This window comes from Microbacterium yannicii PS01 (assembly GCF_000304335.1).
Lineage (GTDB): Bacteria > Actinomycetota > Actinomycetes > Actinomycetales > Microbacteriaceae > Microbacterium > Microbacterium yannicii_A.
In genome coordinates, this window is sequence record NZ_CAJF01000028.1 from 37,955 (window position 1) to 57,296 (window position 19,342).

18 protein-coding genes and 1 tRNA gene are annotated in these 19,342 nt (G+C 70.1%); 11 read left to right on the plus strand and 8 right to left on the minus strand.

Annotation, left to right across the window (positions count from 1 at the left end):
* Nucleotides 1–27 precede the first annotated feature (27 nt).
* Nucleotides 28–999, minus strand: coding sequence for an EamA family transporter (locus WYM_RS14810; protein ID WP_019181629.1), 972 nt, complete (start codon nucleotides 997–999; stop codon nucleotides 28–30).
* Between the two features lie 53 nt (nucleotides 1,000–1,052).
* Between WYM_RS14810 and WYM_RS14815 the strand changes: the two genes are divergently transcribed.
* The 3 genes from WYM_RS14815 to WYM_RS14825 are packed head-to-tail and all read left to right on the plus strand — an operon-like array spanning nucleotide 1,053 to nucleotide 4,479.
* On the plus strand, nucleotides 1,053–3,410 hold the full coding sequence (locus WYM_RS14815) for an MMPL family transporter (RefSeq protein ID WP_019181630.1): 2,358 nt from the start codon (nucleotides 1,053–1,055) through the stop codon (nucleotides 3,408–3,410).
* The gene (locus tag WYM_RS14820; protein ID WP_019181631.1) at nucleotides 3,407–4,012 is read left to right on the plus strand and encodes an isochorismatase family protein; all 606 of its coding nucleotides are present in this window, start codon (nucleotides 3,407–3,409) and stop codon (nucleotides 4,010–4,012) included. Before WYM_RS14815 ends, WYM_RS14820 begins: the two co-directional genes overlap by 4 nt.
* Nucleotides 4,013–4,023: 11 nt before the next feature.
* Nucleotides 4,024–4,479, plus strand: a complete 456-nt coding sequence (locus tag WYM_RS14825) for a GNAT family N-acetyltransferase (protein ID WP_019181632.1) — start codon at nucleotides 4,024–4,026, stop codon at nucleotides 4,477–4,479.
* A 30-nt stretch (nucleotides 4,480–4,509) separates the two neighbouring features.
* Here the strand turns inward: WYM_RS14825 and WYM_RS14830 are convergent.
* The 3 genes from WYM_RS14830 to WYM_RS14840 all read right to left on the minus strand — a co-directional run bounded on the left by WYM_RS14830 (nucleotide 4,510) and on the right by WYM_RS14840 (nucleotide 7,191).
* A tRNA-Lys gene (locus tag WYM_RS14830) sits at nucleotides 4,510–4,582 on the minus strand.
* Between the two features lie 71 nt (nucleotides 4,583–4,653).
* Nucleotides 4,654–6,321: a serine/threonine-protein kinase gene (locus tag WYM_RS20405; RefSeq protein WP_019181633.1), complete on the minus strand. Its 1,668-nt coding sequence runs from the start codon at nucleotides 6,319–6,321 to the stop codon at nucleotides 4,654–4,656.
* A 201-nt stretch (nucleotides 6,322–6,522) separates the two neighbouring features.
* A complete protein-coding gene (locus WYM_RS14840; RefSeq protein ID WP_019181634.1) occupies nucleotides 6,523–7,191 on the minus strand; it encodes a fasciclin domain-containing protein in 669 nt (222 codons plus the stop codon).
* Nucleotides 7,192–7,514: 323 nt separating this feature from the next.
* On the opposite strand from WYM_RS14840, the gene sigK reads away from it, so the two are divergent.
* The 6 genes from sigK (at nucleotide 7,515) to WYM_RS14870 (ending at nucleotide 11,746) form a co-directional block, all read left to right on the plus strand.
* The gene (gene sigK, locus WYM_RS14845) at nucleotides 7,515–8,117 is read left to right on the plus strand and encodes an ECF RNA polymerase sigma factor SigK (protein ID WP_019181635.1); all 603 of its coding nucleotides are present in this window, start codon (nucleotides 7,515–7,517) and stop codon (nucleotides 8,115–8,117) included.
* Nucleotides 8,114–8,944, plus strand: coding sequence for an anti-sigma factor (locus WYM_RS14850; RefSeq protein ID WP_019181636.1), 831 nt, complete (start codon nucleotides 8,114–8,116; stop codon nucleotides 8,942–8,944). Before sigK ends, WYM_RS14850 begins: the two co-directional genes overlap by 4 nt.
* Before the next feature lie 88 nt (nucleotides 8,945–9,032).
* Nucleotides 9,033–9,380 (plus strand): helix-turn-helix transcriptional regulator, encoded by a 348-nt coding sequence (locus WYM_RS14855; RefSeq protein WP_051008146.1) that lies wholly within the window; start codon nucleotides 9,033–9,035, stop codon nucleotides 9,378–9,380.
* Between the two features lie 79 nt (nucleotides 9,381–9,459).
* The gene (locus tag WYM_RS14860; RefSeq protein ID WP_026059841.1) at nucleotides 9,460–9,867 is read left to right on the plus strand and encodes a VOC family protein; all 408 of its coding nucleotides are present in this window, start codon (nucleotides 9,460–9,462) and stop codon (nucleotides 9,865–9,867) included.
* 99 nt (nucleotides 9,868–9,966) lie between these two features.
* The gene (locus tag WYM_RS14865) at nucleotides 9,967–10,605 is read left to right on the plus strand and encodes a hypothetical protein (protein WP_019181639.1); all 639 of its coding nucleotides are present in this window, start codon (nucleotides 9,967–9,969) and stop codon (nucleotides 10,603–10,605) included.
* 253 nt (nucleotides 10,606–10,858) lie between these two features.
* A complete protein-coding gene (locus tag WYM_RS14870) occupies nucleotides 10,859–11,746 on the plus strand; it encodes an aminodeoxychorismate lyase (RefSeq protein ID WP_019181640.1) in 888 nt (295 codons plus the stop codon).
* Nucleotides 11,747–11,799: 53 nt separating this feature from the next.
* Here the strand turns inward: WYM_RS14870 and pstB are convergent, their stop codons facing one another.
* The 4 genes from pstB to pstS all read right to left on the minus strand — a co-directional run bounded on the left by pstB (nucleotide 11,800) and on the right by pstS (nucleotide 15,855).
* A complete protein-coding gene (pstB, locus tag WYM_RS14875; protein WP_019181641.1) occupies nucleotides 11,800–12,579 on the minus strand; it encodes a phosphate ABC transporter ATP-binding protein PstB in 780 nt (259 codons plus the stop codon).
* Between the two features lie 31 nt (nucleotides 12,580–12,610).
* Nucleotides 12,611–13,723: a phosphate ABC transporter permease PstA gene (gene pstA, locus WYM_RS14880; protein ID WP_019181642.1), complete on the minus strand. Its 1,113-nt coding sequence runs from the start codon at nucleotides 13,721–13,723 to the stop codon at nucleotides 12,611–12,613.
* 1 nt (nucleotide 13,724) lies between these two features.
* Nucleotides 13,725–14,672 carry a phosphate ABC transporter permease subunit PstC gene (gene pstC, locus WYM_RS14885; protein ID WP_019181643.1) on the minus strand — a complete coding sequence of 316 codons (948 nt, stop codon included), beginning with the start codon at nucleotides 14,670–14,672 and terminating at the stop codon, nucleotides 13,725–13,727.
* Nucleotides 14,673–14,745: 73 nt separating this feature from the next.
* On the minus strand, nucleotides 14,746–15,855 hold the full coding sequence (pstS, locus tag WYM_RS14890) for a phosphate ABC transporter substrate-binding protein PstS (RefSeq protein WP_019181644.1): 1,110 nt from the start codon (nucleotides 15,853–15,855) through the stop codon (nucleotides 14,746–14,748).
* 240 nt (nucleotides 15,856–16,095) lie between these two features.
* On the opposite strand from pstS, the gene WYM_RS21210 reads away from it, so the two are divergent.
* On the plus strand, nucleotides 16,096–16,890 hold the full coding sequence (locus WYM_RS21210; protein ID WP_019181645.1) for a hypothetical protein: 795 nt from the start codon (nucleotides 16,096–16,098) through the stop codon (nucleotides 16,888–16,890).
* Between the two features lie 7 nt (nucleotides 16,891–16,897).
* Nucleotides 16,898–19,342, plus strand: a 2,445-nt coding sequence (locus WYM_RS20420; protein WP_423793916.1) for an amino acid adenylation domain-containing protein, incomplete at its 3' end; no start/stop codon positions are given.

Sequence of the window (19,342 nt, forward strand, 5' to 3'; positions counted from 1 at the left end):
CCCGGTTGCCGGGGCGGGCCGCAGGGCTCACGCGATCGCGAGCATGCCTCCTGCGATCACGGCGAGCGCCAGGCCGATCCACTGGATTCCCGCCACACGCTCGCGCAGCACGATGGCGGCGAGGAGGATCGTACCCGCGGGGTAGAGCGCAGTGAGCGCTGCGACCACCGAGAGATCCCCTTCGCGCAGCGCGAGGAGCGCGAGGGCATTGGCCGCGGCATCCGCAACCCCACCGATGACGGCGAACCACCACGCGCGCCGCATGGTCACCACGAGACCGGATGCGGCCACCTCGGCGCCGGACTCCTTCGCGTGGCGCAGGTCGGCGTGGCCGGTGGGCGTCGTGCCCGGGCCCGTGCCGGCCACCTCGAGCACTGATCGGCCGGGAACTCCGCGTCGTACGGCGGCGATCACGAGGACGCCGACGATGAGGGCCGTCACGATCCCGCTGGTCGCCCGGCTCACGACGAGCGGCACAAGCCCGCTCGCGTCGCTCGTCTGGTCGATGAGGATGAGGAAGGCGCCGATGCCGAGTCCCGCCCCCACCGCCATGAGGAGTCCGCGAGCGCTGGGGCGCACGATCCGCTCACCGGGGATGAATCCCACCAGCACGACGGCGACGAGCGCGACGGCGAGGCCCGCGTAGCCGATCGGTGCGAGCGCGTCGCCCTCGACCAGAAGTCCCCACAGCATCGGCGCGACGGCCGAGACGACGGCGGTCAGCGGCGACAGGATGCTCATCGGACCGATGGCGAGACAGGCGTAGAGCAGCGCAACCGCGACGATGCCGGCGCCGCCGGCGAGCGCGCCCCACGCGATGTCCGATGCCGTCCAGATTCCGCCGATCAACGGCTGGGCGAGCGCGAGCGCCGCAAGGCCCGAGAGCGCCGCGATGCACGTCACCACGATCGAACGGAGTCGCTTGGCGGCCAGCCCGCCGAAGAAGTCAGCGGACCCGTAGACAAGCGCGCCGACCAGGGCGAGGGCTGCGGAGATCATCGCGAATCAGCCTATTTGCGCGAAGAACCCATATCGCTAGATAAGCTAGCGATATGACGACGCCTCACCACGCTCGCCACGAGCCCTCCGGATGGCTCCGGCTCGGCATCCCGGCACTCCTCGTGCTCGTCTGGCTGACCGTCGGAACGATCGGCGGGCCGTTCTTCGGAAAGGTCGACGAGGTATCGACCAACGACAGGTCGACCTTCCTGCCTGAGAGCGCCGACGCCACGCGCGTCAACGAGCGACTCGCCGACTTCCAGGGTGAGGAGAGCATTCCCGCGCTCGTGGTCGTGACCGGCGAGGGTGAGCTGACCGATGCCGACATCGCGGACGTGCAAGCGCTCGCCGACGACATCGCGCAGATCGACGGGGTTCAGGACGACATCTCGCCACCCATCCCGTCCGAGGATGGCGAGGCGGCGCAGCTGTTCGTCCCGATCGACGCGGAGGGCGAGGTCGGCGAGATCGTCGGCGAGATCCGCGAGCTGGTCGGCCAGGACCTGCCCGCGGGCCTCGAAGGATGGGTGACGGGGCCAGCGGGATTCACGGCCGACCTCGTCGAGGGGTTCCTCGGCATCGACGGGCTGCTGCTGGCGGTCGCCCTGATCGCCGTGTTCGTCATCCTGGTGATCGTCTACCGGTCGCCACTGCTCCCGGTGCTGGTGCTGACGACGTCGGTGTTCGCTCTGTGCGCCGCCCTGCTCACCGTGTGGTGGCTCGCGAAGGCAGGGGTCGTCGTCCTCAACGGCCAGGTGCAGGGCATCCTCTTCATCCTCGTGATCGGAGCCGCCACCGACTACGCGCTGCTCTACGTGGCCCGCTTCCGTGAGGCGATCGCGACGGGCGCGCGACGGTGGGACGCGGTGATCGTCGCCTGGCGCGGCGCGTTCGAGCCGATCCTCGCCTCCGGCGGCACCGTCATCGCGGGTCTGCTGTGCCTGCTGCTGTCGGATCTCGCCACCAATCGTGCCCTCGGACCCATCGCGTCGATCGGCATCGCGTTCTCGGTGCTCTCGGCCCTCACCTTCCTGCCCGCTCTGCTCGCGCTGTGCGGGCGTGCCGCCTTCTGGCCCTTCATCCCGAAGAAGCCGATCGCGTCGATCCCCGACGACCTCGCGGCACCGGTCAAGGGGCTCTGGCCGCGCGTCGGGCGCTTCGTGGCGGAACACGCACGCGTGGTGTGGATCGTCTGCACGGTGGTCCTGCTGGCCGGGGCGGCGGGCATCACGCAGCTGAAGGCGGACGGGGTGCCGACGAGCGAGGTCGTCCTGGGCGAGTCGCAGGCCCGTGACGGCCAGGAGGTGCTCGCCGAGCATTTCCCCGCCGGCTCCGGCTCACCGGTGTACGTCATCGTCCCCCAGGAGGACCTCGCCGACGCGGCAGGAGTGCTCTCCGACGCGGATGGCGTCGACTCGGTCGCCGTCGCATCCGGGGATTCTCCAACCGGCCAGGCGGCCGTCGAGATCGAGGATGGCGAGGCGGTGCTCACAGCCGTCGGTCCGCCCGGCACCCCCGCTCCTGAGCCGACGGTCGCAGACGGCGACGTCCTCGTCGTCGGCACGCTGACGGATGCCGCGGACTCGGTCAAGGCGGAGGACACGGTGCGCGAGCTCCGCGTCGACCTCGACGACACTCTCGGCGAAGGCACGGCCATCGTGGGCGGCGAGACCGCGACCGACATCGACACCAACGACACCTCGACCCGCGACCGCACCGTGATCATCCCGGTGATCCTCGCCGTCATCCTGGTGATCCTGATGCTGCTGCTGCGCTCCGTCGTCGCGCCGCTGCTGCTGATCGGGACGGTGATCCTGTCGTTCGGCACGGCGCTCGGGGTGAGCGCTCTCGTCTTCAACGGCGTGTTCGCGTTCCCGGGCGGCGATCCGGCAGTGCCGCTGTACGGGTTCGTCTTCCTCGTGGCTCTGGGCGTGGATTACAACATCTTCCTGATGTCCAGGGTCCGCGAGGAGTCCCTCGTGCACGGCACGAGGCCCGGCATCCTACGCGGCCTCGTGGCCACCGGCGGTGTCATCACGTCGGCCGGCCTCGTTCTCGCCGCTACGTTCGCAGCCCTCGGCGTGATCCCGATCCTGTTCCTCGCGCAGATCGCGTTCATCGTCGCCTTCGGCGTGCTGCTGGACACCTTCGTGGTTCGGTCGCTCCTCGTCCCGGCGCTCTCGTACGACATCGGACGCGCCATCTGGTGGCCGTCCAAGCTCTGGCGCTCCGACGGGGCGCCGGCTGTAGCCGGTCCTGCGTCCTCGGCGGCTGACTCCGACACCCCGGTCGCTGACTCCGACACCCCGGTCGCTGAGCCTGTCGAAGCGCCTGCCACGTCGCCCGCACTCGTCGCCGACGACGGCCACCCCCTCACACGGGAGGAGTACCGGCGTACGCTCGAATCATGAGCAAGGCACTGTTCATCGTCGACGTCCAGAACGATTTCACGGAGGGCGGCGCGCTCGGGGTCGAGGGCGGAGACGCCGTCGCCGAGCGGATCACCGCATTCCTCACCACGCACGCCGAGGAGTATGCCGTCATCGTCGCCTCCCGCGACTGGCATGACGCCGAGAACGACAACGGCGGCCACTTCCACCCAGAGCCCGACTTCCGCGATACGTGGCCCGTGCACTGCGTGAGCGGCACCGCGGGCGCCGAATACGACCCCGCGCTCGACACCGGAGCCGTCACGCACCATGTGAAGAAGGGGCAGGGGATGCCGGCCTACTCGCTGTTCGAAGGCACGACCGACGAAGGAGTGACGGTCGCCCACCTGCTCGATGAGCACGGGGTCATCGACGTCGACGTCGCGGGCATCGCGACCGACCACTGCGTGCGGGCGTCGGCTCTGGACGCGATCGAGCACGGGCGGCGTGTGCGGGTGCTCACCGACCTCATCGCCGGCGTCGCACCGGAATCGAGCGATGCGGCGCTCGCGGAGCTTGCGCACGCCGGGGCGGAGCTGGTCGAGTCAGGCACGACGACGGGCGCTGCGACCGGGCACGAGTAACGTCGGTTGTCGTGACCGACATCCGACCGCTCGCCGCGACCGACTACGACTCCTGGCTGCCTCTGTGGCGCGGGTACCTCGAGTTCTACGAGGCGGATCTGCCTGCCGAGCAGACGGCGCTCACCTGGAGCCGCCTTCTGGACCCCGCCTTCCCGATGTGGGGAGCGATCTCCGTGGCAGACGGCCGAGCAGCGGGGTTCGTCCACTGGCTGACGCACGCGGCGACCTGGTCGGCGGGGCCCTACTGCTACCTCGAAGACCTGTTCGTGGCGTCCGACACGCGTGGCTCAGGGGCGGGTCGGGCACTCATCGGGCACGTGACCGACTGGGCGAGCGAGCATGGCTGCGCGAAGGTCTACTGGCTCACCCACGAGACGAATGCGACGGCCCGTCTGCTGTACGACCGGGTCGCGAAGCACACCGGGTTCGTGCACTACGAGATCGCCGGAACGGGCCGGAACAGCTGAAGCGCCGCCCGCGGGCGGCGCTTCATCGAGTGGGCCCCGTGGGGCTCGAACCCACGACCCGCGGATTAAAAGTCCGATGCTCTACCGACTGAGCTAGAGGCCCTCGCCTCCAGCCTACCGGCCCGCGGATCGCGCCTCGACGCTGCTCAGAGGACCTGCACCGCCGTCGCCGGTTCACGGAGCAGGTGTGACTTCTGGCGCCGGCGTGATCTCGGGGGCGGGCGTCTCACCGGTGCCAGAGCCCGGATCCGTCCCGGTGCCGGGATCCGTGCCGGCGCCGGGATCGGTGCCGGTCCCGGGATCCGTCCCCGGTCCGGTCCCGGGCTCTGTCACGACGTCCTGGGTGCCGGTGTCCGTTCCGTTGCCCTGGTTGCCGTTGCCCTGGTTCCCGTTCCCGTTGCCTTGATTCCCGTTCCCGTTCCCGTTGCCTTGGTTCCCGTTCCCGTTGTCGTTTCCTTCGTTGCCGTTGCCCCCGCCTTCTTCACCGCTGTCTTCCTCCTCGACGGCGGGAGCGGGCGGAATCGGCGTCGGGGTGCCGCTCGGCAGCGGCGTCTCCTCCACGACGGGAGTGGTGGGCGCCGGATCGGGGTCGGCGCCGGCGAGACCGAGTCCCCAGACGGCGGCGGCGATGGCGAGCGCCAGCAGACAAGCGCCGACGATGATCGCGATGGTCCGCCGCCGGCGGTCGCGAGAGTCGTCGGCGGGCGCGGTCGGGTCGACCGCTGATGGGGGAGGCGCAGCCGCCCCGAGTTCCGCCGGCGCCGCGGCGCCGGGAGACAACGCTTCGCCGGCCGTCGGCGTTGCGCTGGCCGCCGCTCCGCTGATGGCCAACGCTCCGCCGGCTGCCAGCGCTCCGCCCGCCGCCGGCAGCACCGCCGTGGGGCGCGTGTCGACGCGCACAGCCTCCGTCGCACCGGTGTCGACGCGCACAGCCTCCGTCGCACCGGTGTCGACGTGCATCGCCTGCGTCGGCAGATCGATGGCGGCGGCGCCCGTGGTCGCGGCGATTCGGGCGGCGACGGTCGCGACCTCCAGCGCGGTCGGGCGGTCTTCGGGTCGCGTGGCGGTCATGCCGCGCAGCAGTTCCTGCCATTCCGGTCGCAGCGTGTCGGGGATCTCGGGCGAGGAGATCAGTCGAGCCGTCACCGCACCGATGCCCTCGGCATCCGCAAAAGGGCGCGTGCCGGTCAGCGCTTCGATGAGCATGATGCCGAAGCCGTAGATGTCGGCGGGAGGAGCGGGGTCTGCGCCCTGCGCCTGCTCGGGCGCGATGTAGGCGACCGTGCCGATGACGAGGCCCGGGGTGGTCAGCCGCGTGGTGTCGAGCAGGAACGCGATGCCGAAGTCGGCGAGCTTGGCCCGCCAGGTCGGTCCGGGCAGGGGCGACCGGCCGAGAAGCACGTTCGAGGGCTTGATGTCGCGATGCACGATGCCCGCGGAATGGGCGACGTGGAGCGCCTCAGCGACGTCCACGGCGATGCCCGCCACATCGCTCTCCGTGATCGGTCCCTCCCGGATCCGATCACGCAGGGTGTTGCCCTCGACGTGCTCCATCACGATGTAGCTGCCGTCCGCCTCAGAGATGCGGGCGTCGAACACGGTCACGATGGAGTGATGGTTCAGCGACGCCAGCACACGGGTCTCGGCACGGGCTCGGTCCAGGGCATCTCCACCGTCCACCGGCCGGCGGAGTACCTTGACGGCGATCGTGCGGTTGAGGTGGGTGTCTTCGGCTCGATAGACGCGCGCCATCCCGCCTTCGCCGATGCGCTCCTCGAGGCGATACCGGCCGTCGAGCAGCTCTCCCGTCGAGATGTCGTCGACCTCGCGCAGGTCAGTCATGATCCTCCCCGCCGCGGATCGCCACGCAGGGGGTCGCGGCCATCCGGGCTGCATTCGACGGTAAGGGCGGGCGCGTGCCCGTGACACTCCCTTGACGACGAGCCGGATCAGTGCAACGGCGGGCACGACGAAGCCGCCGGCACCACCTCGCAGGTGCCGGCGGCAGCGCCGCTCATACTGCCGGCGATGCCGGCAGGAAGGTTACTGAGCCGGAGGCATCAGGACCGAGTCGATCAGATATACGGTCGCGTTCGCCGTCTGCACGCCACCGCAGATGACGTTGGCGTCGTTGACCATGAGGCTGTCGCCGCTGCCGGTGACCTCGACCTCGCCGCCCTGGACTGTGGCCTGCGTGCCGACGATGTCGTCGGGGGCGATCTGGCCAGGGACCACGTGGTACGTGAGGATGGCCGACAGGGTCGCCGAGTCGGTCTTCAGCGCCTCGATGGTGGCGGGGTCGATCTTCGCGAACGCCTCGTCCACCGGAGCGAACACCGTGAACTCGTCGCCGTTGAGGGTGTCCACGAGGTCGACCTCGGGGTTCAGCTGACCGCTGACCGCGGCGACCAGAGTGGTGAGGAGCGGGTTGTTCGACGCGGCGGTTGCGACCGGGTCGGCCGCCATGCCCTCGACCGAGCCGGCTCCGTCCGGCACCGCTTCGGCGTATCCGGCGCAGCCCGGACCGACGAGGTTCGCCGCCGGGTCCATCTCCATGGGCTCTTCAGCCTCTTCGGTCTCCATCGGGGCGCTGCTGGGCTCGTCCGACGGCTCGGCGGCGGTCGGGCCGCCCATGGAACAGGCCGACAGTGCGAACGTCGCGGCGATCGCGAGTGCGAGACCGGCCGAGACGCGCTTTCGGTTGAGTGACATGACTTCCTCCTCTAGAAGGTCCGTGCGGACCGGTGATCTGCAGGTCCCGCGGTGCGGGAGCCCGCCGCAGGAGCGGCTGTACGGGATGTTCGGAGGCGGTCGGGAATCGGATGGGATCGGATGCCGCGGCGAAGGTCACGCGTTCTTGCGCGGATCGCGACGAGGCCAGGCAATCCGTTCTCGACGCGGCTGCGAAGAATCATCGACGCGCGCGACGCGCGGCGCAGGAGAACGGGGGACCGAGGGAAGCCGCTGGGGCGAGCCGATCACGCGCCGCCACGGACGCGCGGCCGCAGGAATGTGAGCCGGGAGGGGGATAGGGCATGCTGGTGGACATGGTGATCGATGGTGTCGACGTGCCCGAGGACGGCACGACGCGCATCGACCGCATCGCCGTCCTGCTGCAGCGCGTCGCCGCCGGCGACCAGACCGCGTTCGCCCGTCTCTACGACATGCTCTCGCCGCGTGTCTTCGGGCTCATCCTCCGGGTTCTGGTCGATCGCTCGCAGAGCGAAGAGGTGCTGCAGGAGGTGTTCCTCGAGGTGTGGCAATCCGCTGCGAGATTCACTCCGAACAAGGGGCAGGGAAGATCGTGGGTTCTCACGATCGCTCATCGCCGGGCCGTCGACCGCGTGCGGTCGTCGCAGGCGAGCAGCGATCGTGACGTGCGGGCGGGGCTGCGCGACCTGGAGGTCGCGCATGACGGCGTCGCCGAGCAGGTCGAGCTTCGGATCGCCAGTGAAGAGCTCTCCGCGGCGCTCTCGGTCCTCCCGGACAAGCAGAAGGAAGCCCTGACCCTCGCGTATTACGGCGGTTACAGTCAGAGCGAGATCGCGGCGCTGGTGGGGGCGCCTCTGGGGACGATCAAGACACGGATGCGAGACGGATTGTCTCGCCTGAGGGATGCGATGGGGGTGAAGGCGTGAACGAGCAGGAGTTCGCTGAACTGGCGGCGGGATACGCGCTGAACGCCCTGTCGCCGCAGGACCGTGCGGCCTTCGATGCGGAGCGCGCGCAGCACCCGGAGTGGGAGCGCTGGATCGAGGCGGATGCCGAGGCGGTCGCCGCTCTGGCGGACGGGGTCGACGATGCCGTGCCACCGCTGACCCTGCGTTCCAGTCTGCTCTCGCGCATCGCCACCGTTCCGCAGCTTCCCTCCGTCGATGCGTCGGCCGCAGCCGCCGCGATCGAGGCGGGCGAGCCTCTTCCGGCTGTGGCATCGCCGCCGCAGCCTCGCACACCGATGGTCGAGCCCGCGCCGACGACTGGATCGATCCAGGCCGTGAGCCGCCGCAACTGGAGTCGCGGGCTGCTCACGCTCGCCGCATCCCTCGTCATCCTCGTCGTGCTGGGCTTCGGAGCCGCGTCGATCAACGAGATGGTGAACCGGCCGGCCGCGGTCGTCGCGCTGGATCAGATCGAGTCGGCGCCGGACGGCACTTCGGCGACGGTCGAGGTCTCCGGGGGAGGGACGGCCACGGCGCACTGGGCGCCGTCGGTCGGCAAGGTGGTGCTCGTCACGAACGGGCTTCCCGAGATCCCCGAGGACGAGACCTTCGAGCTGTGGCTGATCCGCGGTGACGAGCCGGTATCGGCGGGAACCTTCGAACCCGGCGTCGACGGTGCCTCCACGGTGCTGCTGGACGGCGCCTGGGAGGAAGAGGACGCCGTGGCGGTGACGGTCGAACCTGACGGCGGCGCGCCCGACGGGGTGCCGACCACCGAGCCCATCGTCGTCATCCCGACCGCCTGACGCCGGAGCCTCCCGGTAACCTGGGGCCGTGGCATCCGCCCCGCAGTCAGCCCAGACCCTCGTTCACCTGCGACGCGCTCGCGACCTCATGGACCGCGACTACGCGCAGCCTCTGGACGTGCCGACGATGGCGGCGAAAGCACTCATGTCGCCCGCCCACTTCTCGCGCGAGTTCAAGACCGCGTACGGCGAGACCCCGTACGCGTACCTCATGACCCGGCGCATCGAGCGCGCCATGGCACTGCTGCGCGGCGGGATGTCGGTGACGGATGCCTGCACCACCGTCGGTGCGACGTCGCTGGGCTCGTTCAGCTCGACCTTCACATCGATCGTGGGCGAGACCCCGAGCTCGTACCGCTCCCGCACGCATGACGCCGCCGAGGTGATGCCGGCCTGCATCGCGAAGATCCTGACCAGGCCCGCCCGGTACGTCTGAGCCCGTGGCGCCTCGAGCCGCGCAAGTCGAGCAGGATCGGAGAAGCGGTGCACCACGGCCGCGCTCTAGCGTGGCAGTCATGACCACCATCTCTCTCGCATACAGCCCCGTGACCGTCGACGACGTGGACGCCGCCGTCGAGTTCTACCGCGACGGCCTCGGCCTCGAGATCGTGAACGACGTATCGTACGACGGGCACCGCTGGGTGAGCTTCGGCTTCGCCGGACAGCCGGGTCTGGCGCTCGTCGTGTCCGACCCGTCCGCGGGCCGGTCGCCCGAAGACGGCGAGTCGCTCGAGCGGCTCATCGTGAAGGGCATCGGCCCCGGTCCCTACGTCTTCTCGACAGACGACCTCGACGCGACGTTCGAGCGCTTGCGGGCCTTCGGGGCCGAGGTGCTGCAAGAGCCGATCGCCCAGGACTGGGGCCCGCGCGACTGTGCCTTCCGCGACCCCGCGGGCAACCACATCCGGATCAACCAGGTCTGAGCACGGCCGCCGGGTCGGTCGCCGACCATGTGCCTTCCGTGGATGAGCGCTGCCGCGCCGCGCGCCCGAGTGCTCGCTGCCGCGGGTAGCGTGGAGCGGGTGAGCGAGGAGTCCAGGGAGTTCCACAAGCCGGTCCGTCGTCCAGCTGAGCTCTTCGACCGGCTGTTCGCCGCCGAGGATCCGGCCGAGGTGTCGCGCATCGCCCACTCCACCGCGCATGCGCTGCTCTCGCGCGTTCGATCCGATCCGGACGGTGCGATCGTCGATCGACTGGTCACCTTCACCGACGAGCACGGCATCGACGACATCGCCGAACTCTGGTCGCGTTCGCCCGCCAAATCGCTGCCGGGCGCGCTGTGGCGGCTGTACCTGCTTCAGCTCATGATCCACGACGACCCTCGCACCGCCGCGCTCCTCTACGAGCGCGGACGCACCGAACTGCGGTCCGTCGACGAGGTCGTGGCCGGTGCGCCGTCGCCGGCCGGCCCCGACGAGCTCGTCGCGCTCATCGACATGATCATGCGCGGGCTGTTCGAAGGCGACTTCGCAGTCGCCCTCGACCGCGCGTCGGCGTTCTGCCGTGTGCAGGCCTCGGGCGCCACCCATGTCGCCGACGACTACGAGGCGACCGAGCCCGAGCGGGCGTCGGCCTTCACAACCCGGGCGCTGCGGCTCTCGGACTACGCCGCCGACCTCGCGGCGTGCGCGGCGCTCTGGCGGCGCGACGCCCTGAGCTGAGGCATCCGTACTCGGCTGCGCGAGTGCTCGGGACAGCGCGAAACGGGGCAGATGCCGGTGTTCGGGAGGGACGTCTGACGCGGACCGGCGGACTGAAGGGGTCCGGGTACGAAAGTGCCGGGCCGCAGAACGCCTCTCGGCGCGGAGCCGCTCGCAGCGGCAGAAGATGGAGCCCGGGGGTTACTGCGGCCCGGCCAATCCATTGTAACCGAGCTCGCCGTCGTGACATTCCCGACGACCTAGGCTCGGAGGCATGACCAGGCGTTTCGCGCTCGTGATCGAGCCCGCGGCATCCGACGATCCCCGTTCCGACTTCGCAGGCACTTTCCGCGAGATCGACCCCGCCGCACCGGCGCTGAGCGTCGGCGAATTCAGCACGCAGCGCGGCGACGGCATCTTCGAGTCGATCGGCGTCGTCGACGGCCACCCGCAAGAGACCCAGGCGCATCTCGACCGTCTCGCCCACTCCGCCGGCATCTGCGACCTTCCCGCCCCTCACCTCGAGCAGTGGCGGCAGGCCGTCCGCGTGGCGGCCTCCCACTGCCCGCCCGAGGGCGAGGGAGTGATAAAGCTCATTCTGAGCCGCGGCGTCGAGCACGGGCCCGCACCGACCGCCTGGGTGACCGCGGCCGGCGCCCCCGACAACGCGGCCGTGCGCCAGCATGGTGTGCGCGTCGTGACACTCGATCGGGGCTATGGCATCGACACGCCCGCCCGCGCCCCGTGGTTGCTGCTGGGCGCGAAGACGCTGTCGTACGCGGTGAACATGGCGGCGATCCGCGAGGCCAAGCGCCGCGGCGCCGACGATGCGATCTTCGTGAGCTCCGACGGATTCGTCCTCGAGGCCCCGACCGCGTCGCTCATCCTCCGGATCGGCGACCGCTATGTCACGCCCGCCCCGAACGGCGGCATCCTCCACGGCACCACGCAGCTGAGCCTGTTCGAGCACCTCGCCGCCGGCGGCGCCGCCACCGCGTACGAGACCATCCCGGTGGCGGCACTGGCCGAGGCGGATGCCGCGTGGCTGGTGTCGAGCGTGCGCCTCGCGGCGCCCCTCACCGCGATCGACGACGCCGAGCTCTCGGTCGACGTCGAGGCGACGGCATCCTTCAATCGCTACTTGCTGAGCCCGCGCGACTGACGCCGACGACGAAGCCCCCGCACACGGCGGGGGCTTCGTGTCGTGCAGCTGGATTATCCGAAGCGGCCGGAGACGTAATCCTCGGTGGCCTGCACGGACGGGGTCGTGAAGATCGACTTGGTGTTGTCGTATTCGATGAGCTTGCCCGGCTTGCCGGTGCCGGCGATGTTGAAGAACGCGGTCTTGTCGCTCACGCGCGACGCCTGCTGCATATTGTGCGTCACGATGACCACGGTGTAGTCGTTCTTCAGTTCGCCGATGAGCTCCTCGATCGCGTATGTCGAGATCGGGTCGAGGGCCGAGCAGGGCTCGTCCATCAGGATCACCTGGGGGGAGACGGCGATGGCCCGCGCAATGCACAGACGCTGCTGCTGACCGCCCGAGAGGCCCGAGCCGGGCTTGTCGAGGCGGTCCTTGACCTCATTCCACAGGTTCGCACCCTGCAGCGACTTCTCGACCAGCGCGTCCGCGTCGGACTTGGAGATGCGCTTGTTGTTGAGCTTGACGCCCGCGAGCACGTTCTCCTTGATCGACATCGTCGGGAACGGGTTCGGGCGCTGGAAGACCATGCCGACCTGACGGCGCACGAGCACGGGGTCGACGCTCGCGCCGTACAGGTCGTCGCCGTCGAGCAGGACCTCGCCCTCGACCCGGGCACCCGGGATGACCTCGTGCATGCGGTTGAGCGTCCGCAGGAAGGTCGACTTGCCGCAGCCCGAGGGGCCGATGAAGGCGGTGACGCTGCGGGGCTCGATGTCGAGCGAGACGCCCTCGACGGCCAGGAAGTCGCCGTAGTAGACGTTCAGGTCGTTGACTTCGATGCTCTTGGACACGATTCCTCTGGTTCTGTTCGGGGAGATGGCCTCAGCGGCCGAGCTTGGGGGAGAACACCTTCGCGACAAGGCGCGCGATGAGGTTCAGGACCATGACGATGACGATGAGGGCGAGTGCGGCGGCCCAGGCGCGGTCGACGTACGCAGACGCCGGGATGCCCTGATTCATGTATTGGGAATAGGCGAAGACCGGAAGCGTCATCATGCGGCCGTCGAAGAGGTTGTAGTTCATCGAGGTCGCCACACCGGCGGTGAGCAGCAGCGGTGCCGTCTCCCCGATGACGCGCGAGATCGAGAGCATGATGCCGGTCGTGATGCCGGCGATCGAGGTCGGAAGCACCACCTTGGAGATCGTCAGCCACTTCGGCACGCCGAGGGCGTAGGACGCTTCGCGCAGCTCGTTGGGCACGAGACGCAGCATCTCTTCGCTGGAGCGGACGACGACGGGGATCATCAGCACCGCCAGGGCGATCGATCCCATGATCCCCATGCGGATGCCGGGACCGAAGAACAGCGCGAAGAGGGCGTAGGCGAACAGGCCGGCGACGATCGACGGGATGCCGGTCATGACGTCCACGAGGAACGTGATGCCGCGAGCCAGCTGCTTGCCTGCGCCGTACTCGACGAGGTAGATGGCGGTGAAGAGACCGATCGGAATCGAGATGACGGCCGCTGCGAGTGTGATGAGGAGCGTGCCGACGATCGCGTGGAGCGCCCCTCCGCCTTCGCCGACCACGTTGCGCATCGATGACGTGAAGAACTCGGCCGAGATGCCGGCGACGCCGTTGACGACGACCGTGACCGCCACCGAGACGAGCGGCACCATGGCGATCGCGAACGCCACGCTGACGACGCCGGTCACGAGGCGGTCGACGCCCTTCCGGCGGCCCTCGACCAGGCTCGAGATGATCGTGATCAGCACCAGGTACAGGACGGCGGTCACGACGGCCCAGGCAGCGATGTTGAAGCCGCTGCCCTCCGCCATCGCGACGATGCCGAACAGGAGCGCGCTGATGACGGCGCTGGCGCCGAGGAGCGCCCAGGGCGACCAGGTCGGGAGGTGTCCGCTCGTCAGACGCGGTGACTCCTCGAGGGGTGCTTCCGGAGGGGATTGCGGGGGAGCGGCGGAGGTGATCACAGTCATGTCAGTTCGCTCCCGAGAATTCCTTGCGGCGGCTCACGATGTACCGGGCGAGAGCGTTCACGGCGAAGGTCACGATGAAGAGGATGAGGCCCGTGGCGATCAGGACGTTGATGTTCACGCCGTAGGCCTCGGGGAAGGTCAGAGCGATGTTGGCGGGAATGGTGCTGGGGTTCTCGGACGTGAAGAGCCGGAACGTCACCACGCCCGTCGCCGAGAGCACCATGGCGACGGCCATGGTCTCGCCCAGCGCCCGGCCGAGGCCCAGCATCGAGGCCGACACGATGCCGCTGCGCCCGAAGGGGAAGACAGCCATCCGGATCATCTCCCAGCGGGTCGCGCCGAGGGCCAGTGCCGCTTCCTCGTGAAGAACCGGCGTCTGCAGGAAGATCTCGCGGCAGATGGCCGTGATGATGGGCGTCACCATGACGGCGAGCACGATGGCGGCCGTGAAGATCGAACGTCCCGTGGCCGAGGCCGTCCCGCTGAAGAGCGGGAACCAGCCGGCGTTCGCGGTGAGCCACGCATAGACCGGCTGGACGGCGGGCGCGAGGACGAGGATGCCCCAGAGGCCGAAGACCACGGAGGGGACGGCGGCGAGCAGGTCGACGATGTAGCCGAGGCCCTGCGCGAGCCGGCGCGGCGCGTAGTGCGAGATGAAGAGCGCGACGGCGACCGACAGGGGCACGGCCATGAGCAGGGCGAGGAAGGACGCCCAGATGGTTCCGAACGCGAGCGGCCAGACGTACTGCCAGAAATTGCCGGGAAGCAGCGACGCGGTCTCGCTCGTCGCCGTGAGGCCGGGGATGGACTGGACGATGAGGAAGAGGGCGACCGCGGCGAGCGTCACGAGGATCATGGATCCCGCGAACAGCGCGGTACCTGAGAACCAGCGGTCGCCGGGTCGCTGCTTCGGCTTCGGCTTGACGGCCGGCTCGGTCGTCGTCGTCATGGTGCCCTTCGGGTTCGGGGTTCTTCGAGGTGACACCCGGCCCGGCGGTGAGCCGGGCCGGGTGTCGACGGTGTTACTCGACGACGATCGTCTCGATCGCGGCGTTGATCTGCTCACGCAGCGAGTCGGAGATGGGCGCGCTTCCTGCGGCAGCAGCAGCCTCGTCCTGGCCCTCGGGGCTCGCGATGTACTCGAGGAAGCCCTTCACGACCGGAGCGACCGCGGCGTCCGCGTACTCCTGGCATGCGATCATGTAGCTGATCAGGACGATCGGGTACACACCGGCTTCGTCGGACGTGCGCTGCAGCTCGATGGCGAGGTCGCCCTCGGTGCGGCCCTCTTCGAACGGCGAGGCGTCCGCGATCGCGGCCGCGGCCTCGGGCGAGTACTCGACGAACTCGTCGCCGACCTGGACGGCGGCCGTCGACAGACCCTCTTCCGCTGCGCGGGAGGCGTCGGCGTAGCCGATGGTGCCGTTGCCGCCGGCGACAGCCGACACGACGCCGGAGGTGCCCTGGGCAGCCTCACCGGTCGAGAGCGGCCACACGCCGTCGGGCTCCGAGGTCCAGACGTCCGGTGCGGCCTGGAAGAGGTAGTCGGTGAAGTTCTCGGTCGTGCCCGAGTCGTCGGCGCGGTGCACCGGGGTGACCGCCTGGTCGGGCAGCTCGACGCCCTCGTTGAGGGCGGCGATGGCCGGGTCGTTCCAGTTGGTGATCGTGCCGGCGAACAGACCCGCGATGGTGGCGGCGTCGAGGTTCAGCGAGTCGACGCCCTCGAGGTTGAAGATGACCGCGATCGGCGAGATGTAGGTCGGCAGCTCGACGATGCCCGAGCCCTCGACGCAGCCGTCGAACGGGCCGGCCTCGATCTCCTCGACCTTGAATGCGCGGTCAGAGCCGGCGAACGGGAAGGCGCCGGCCTGGAAGGACTCGCGGCCTGCGCCAGAGCCGGCCGCGTCGTATGAGATGGTCACATCGGGGTTCGCGGTCTGGAAGCCGGCGGTCCAGGCCTGGACCGCGACCTCCTGCGAGGACGCGCCGCCTCCGGCGATCTCGCCGGAGAGGTCCGACGTGGGAGCGTCGGACGAGTTGGCCGCAGGGGTCTCGTTGGAAGCGCAGCCGGCGAGGGCGAGAGCCGCGACTGCGGCGACAGCGCCCACCTGGGCGATGCGGGAGATCTTCACTGTGTGAATCCTTCACGTGTCAGGGACTGGGCCCGCGTAGGGCCCTCGGGTTCGAGCCCGGTGCGGGGCTCGCACTGCAACGTAAGCGCGGACTCTTAAGAGAGTGCGCTGCACGGGTGAACGGAAGGTGAACGGGGTGCCGACATCCATGCGCGCGGATGCACGCCGGGACCCGGGTCGGGCGCCGCGCAGCGGCGCGCCGCCCCGTTCGTTCACCCCGGCCGGGTAAGGTGCTCGGCCATGGCGAAGAGCACGAAAGCCGAGCGCAAGGCGCTCGAGGCGATTGACGAAGCCGCAGCCGCTGCGAAGCAGGCCAAGAAGGTCGCGAAGGGACTTCCCGGCAAGCCGGCGAAGAAGCTGCGCGAGCTGGCAGCCGACGCGATCGAGGTCGGCGACGTCTCGAAGAAGAAGCTGCGCAACAAGCCGGGAAAGGTGACCAAGGCGGCCGAGCGCGCGGAGCAGCGCGTGCGCAAGGCGACCCGCGCGGCCATCGTCAAGGCCGAGAACAAGGCGCGCCTTCGGGCCGAAGCCGAGCGCGCGGCAGCCGAAGCGGAGCGCGCCGCCGCCGAGGCAGCCGCCCGCAAGGAAGAGACCAAGACCCTCAAGAAAGCCGCGGCCAAGGCGGAGCGGGCAGCGGCGAAGGCCGAGAAGGAGTCGCGCGAGGCGGACAGGAAGCTCGATGAGGCGCTTGCTCCGCAGGACGAGTCGCCGGCGACGGATGACGACGCCTCTGTGCTCGCTGAACTCGAGGCCCCACCGTCCGAGGTTGCCGACACGGCAGCCGTCGAGCAGGAGGAGGCGACTCCCGACGTCGCGATGCCGGCGGTGGCCGAGGCTGAGATCGCGCCTATCGCCGATGCCGGGCCGACGGCGGTCGTGTCGACCGGCAGGCGGGCTCCGCGCACACCGAAAGCCGCGCCGGCAGAGGACCTCTCTGCGCTGACGGTCGCGCAGCTGCGCGGTCGGGCCCGCGCCGCGGGCGTGGCAGGATACTCGCGCCTGACCAAGGCCGAGCTCGTCGCTCTGCTGTCCTGACGTGGTGCTGGGCGACGAATCCTACGAGGCGCGGGCTCCGATCCTCTCGCAGCCCGCGCAGCTGGACCGCACCGACGCGGCTCCCGACCCGCGCACTCTGCTCGACATCCTCCGAGCAACGACTGCGAGTGTTCCCGAGGCATCGGCGCTCGACGACGGCTCTGCCGCCCTGAGCTATCGCGAGCTGATGGCGCGGGTGGCGCGCACGGCCGCGCGCCTCCACGACGCGGGCGTGCGTCGCGGCGATCGCGTCGGCGTGCGCATGGCGTCCGGGTCGAAGGAGCTGTACATCGCCATCCTCGGCATCCTCGCCGCCGGGGCTGCCTATGTTCCGGTGGACGCGGACGATCCCGAAGAGCGGGCTCGCCTCGTCTTCGGTGAGGCGGCGGTGCGGGGCGTCGTGACCGGCGCCGGCGAGTACGTTCCGTCGGATGTCGAGACGGATGCCGCGGCTGCCGGTCTCTTCGACGGCCCCGCACCGCATCCCAGCACCTCGGCCGTCGTCACCGTGCCACCGCCCACCCCCGACGACGACGCCTGGGTCATCTTCACGTCCGGCTCGACCGGCGTTCCCAAGGGCGTGGCGGTGTCTCATCGCTCTGCCGCGGCGTTCGTCGATGCCGAGGCACGCCTGTTCCTGCAGGACGCTCCGCTCGGCCCGGGCGACCGCGTGCTCGCCGGACTGTCCGTGGCCTTCGACGCATCGTGCGAGGAGATGTGGCTGGCGTGGCGGCACGGGGCGTGCCTCGTTCCCGCCCCGCGATCGCTCGTGCGGTCGGGCGAGGACCTCGCCCCGTGGCTCATCCGCCAATCGATCACGGTGGTGTCGACGGTTCCCACGCTCGCGGCGATGTGGCCCGCCGATGCGATCGAGAACGTCCGGCTCCTGATCTTCGGTGGCGAGGCGTGTCCGCCCGAACTCGTCGCCCGCCTGGTCGCCGAGGGCCGCGAGGTCTGGAACACGTACGGGCCGACCGAGGCGACGGTGGTCGCGTGCGCCGCGCTTCTGGACGGCGTCGGAACCGTCCGGATCGGACTGCCGCTCGACGGGTGGGCGCTGGCCATCGTCGATGCCGCCGATCAGCCCGTTGCCGAGGGCGAGACGGGGGAGCTGATCATCGGCGGCGTGGGACTAGCCCGCTATCTCGACCCCGCGAAGGATGCCGAGAAGTACGCCGCAATGCCCTCGCTCGGCTGGGATCGGGCGTACCGATCCGGCGACCTGGTCCGCTTCGACTCGCGAGGCCTGGTGTTCCTCGGCCGCGCGGATGATCAGGTGAAGGTCGGCGGCCGCCGGATCGAGTTCGGTGAGGTCGAGGCGGCGCTGCAGGACCTGGCGGGCGTCACGGCCGCGAGCGCCGCGGTGCGCACGACCGACGCCGGCGTTCCGGTGCTCGTGGGCTACCTTGTCGTCGAGGGCGAGCTCGATCGGGCAGCCGCCCGCGCCGAGCTGGCCGAACGCCTCCCCGCCGCGGTGGTGCCGCTGCTCGCGGTGGTCGACGATCTTCCCGTCCGGACGTCGGGCAAGGTCGACCGCGCGGCTCTGCCGTGGCCTCTGCCCGGTGTGGAGATGCCCGACCCGGGATTCAGTCCGTCCGAGGCGTGGCTGGCTGAACAGTGGCAGGCGGTGTTGGGCCAGCCGGTGCCGAACCGCAAGGCGGACTTCTTCGACCTGGGCGGCGGGTCGCTCTCGGCGGCGCAGCTGGTATCGCGGATCCGCGCCCGCGTGCCCGAGTTCTCAGTGGCCGACATCTACGACGTCCCTCGGCTCGGGGCGATGGCGAAGGCCGTCGGGCCTTTCCTCACCGACGATGAGGACCACCCCTTCCGCATGCCTGCGCCCACGCCGCGCGTGACGCAGTGGACGCAGACGCTCCTGGGCGTGCCGCTGTTCATCCTGTCCGGCGTGCGCTGGCTGCTGTACATCCTCACCGCCGGCACCCTCCTCCAGCTGGCGCCCGGCTTCGAGGCGCTCCCGACGGCACCGTGGTGGGTTCTCGTCGCCGCCCTCCTCGTCTTCGCCACGCCGTTCGGCCGCATGGCGGTGGCGGCGGCATCCGCTCGCCTGCTGCTGGCGGGGCTGCGGCCCGGTGACTACCCTCGTGGCGGACTGGTTCATCTGCGGCTGTGGCTGGCCGAGCAGATCTCCGATCAGGTCGACGCCGTGGGCCTGGCCGGCGCCCCGTGGGTCACGAACTACGCGCGGGCCCTGGGCGCGAAGATCGGCCGCGACGTCGACATGCACACGCTTCCTCCCGTCACCGGAATGCTGGAGATCGGCGATCGCGCGTCGATCGAGCCGGAGGTCGACCTGAGCGGCTACTGGATCGACGGCGACCTCGTGCGGGTAGGCGAGGTGCGCATCGGAGCGGACGCGACGGTCGGCGCACGCAGCACGCTGGCGCCGGGCACCCGCATCGGGCAGCGGGCCGAGATCGCACCGGGCTCGGCC

Bases quoted from the DNA above. Each gene is read 5' to 3' on its own strand.
- WYM_RS14810 (WP_019181629.1), bottom strand. From the start codon at position 999: ATGATCTCCGCAGCCCTCGCCCTGGTCGGCGCGCTTGTCTACGGGTCC.
- WYM_RS14815 (WP_019181630.1), top strand. From the start codon at position 1,053: ATGACGACGCCTCACCACGCTCGCCACGAGCCCTCCGGATGGCTCCGG.
- WYM_RS14820 (WP_019181631.1), top strand. From the start codon at position 3,407: ATGAGCAAGGCACTGTTCATCGTCGACGTCCAGAACGATTTCACGGAG.
- WYM_RS20405 (WP_019181633.1), bottom strand. From the start codon at position 6,321: ATGACTGACCTGCGCGAGGTCGACGACATCTCGACGGGAGAGCTGCTC.
- WYM_RS14840 (WP_019181634.1), bottom strand. From the start codon at position 7,191: ATGTCACTCAACCGAAAGCGCGTCTCGGCCGGTCTCGCACTCGCGATC.
- sigK (WP_019181635.1), top strand. From the start codon at position 7,515: ATGCTGGTGGACATGGTGATCGATGGTGTCGACGTGCCCGAGGACGGC.
- WYM_RS14855 (WP_051008146.1), top strand. From the start codon at position 9,033: ATGGACCGCGACTACGCGCAGCCTCTGGACGTGCCGACGATGGCGGCG.
- WYM_RS14860 (WP_026059841.1), top strand. From the start codon at position 9,460: ATGACCACCATCTCTCTCGCATACAGCCCCGTGACCGTCGACGACGTG.
- WYM_RS14870 (WP_019181640.1), top strand. From the start codon at position 10,859: ATGACCAGGCGTTTCGCGCTCGTGATCGAGCCCGCGGCATCCGACGAT.
- pstA (WP_019181642.1), bottom strand. From the start codon at position 13,723: ATGACTGTGATCACCTCCGCCGCTCCCCCGCAATCCCCTCCGGAAGCA.
- pstC (WP_019181643.1), bottom strand. From the start codon at position 14,672: ATGACGACGACGACCGAGCCGGCCGTCAAGCCGAAGCCGAAGCAGCGA.
- WYM_RS21210 (WP_019181645.1), top strand. From the start codon at position 16,096: ATGGCGAAGAGCACGAAAGCCGAGCGCAAGGCGCTCGAGGCGATTGAC.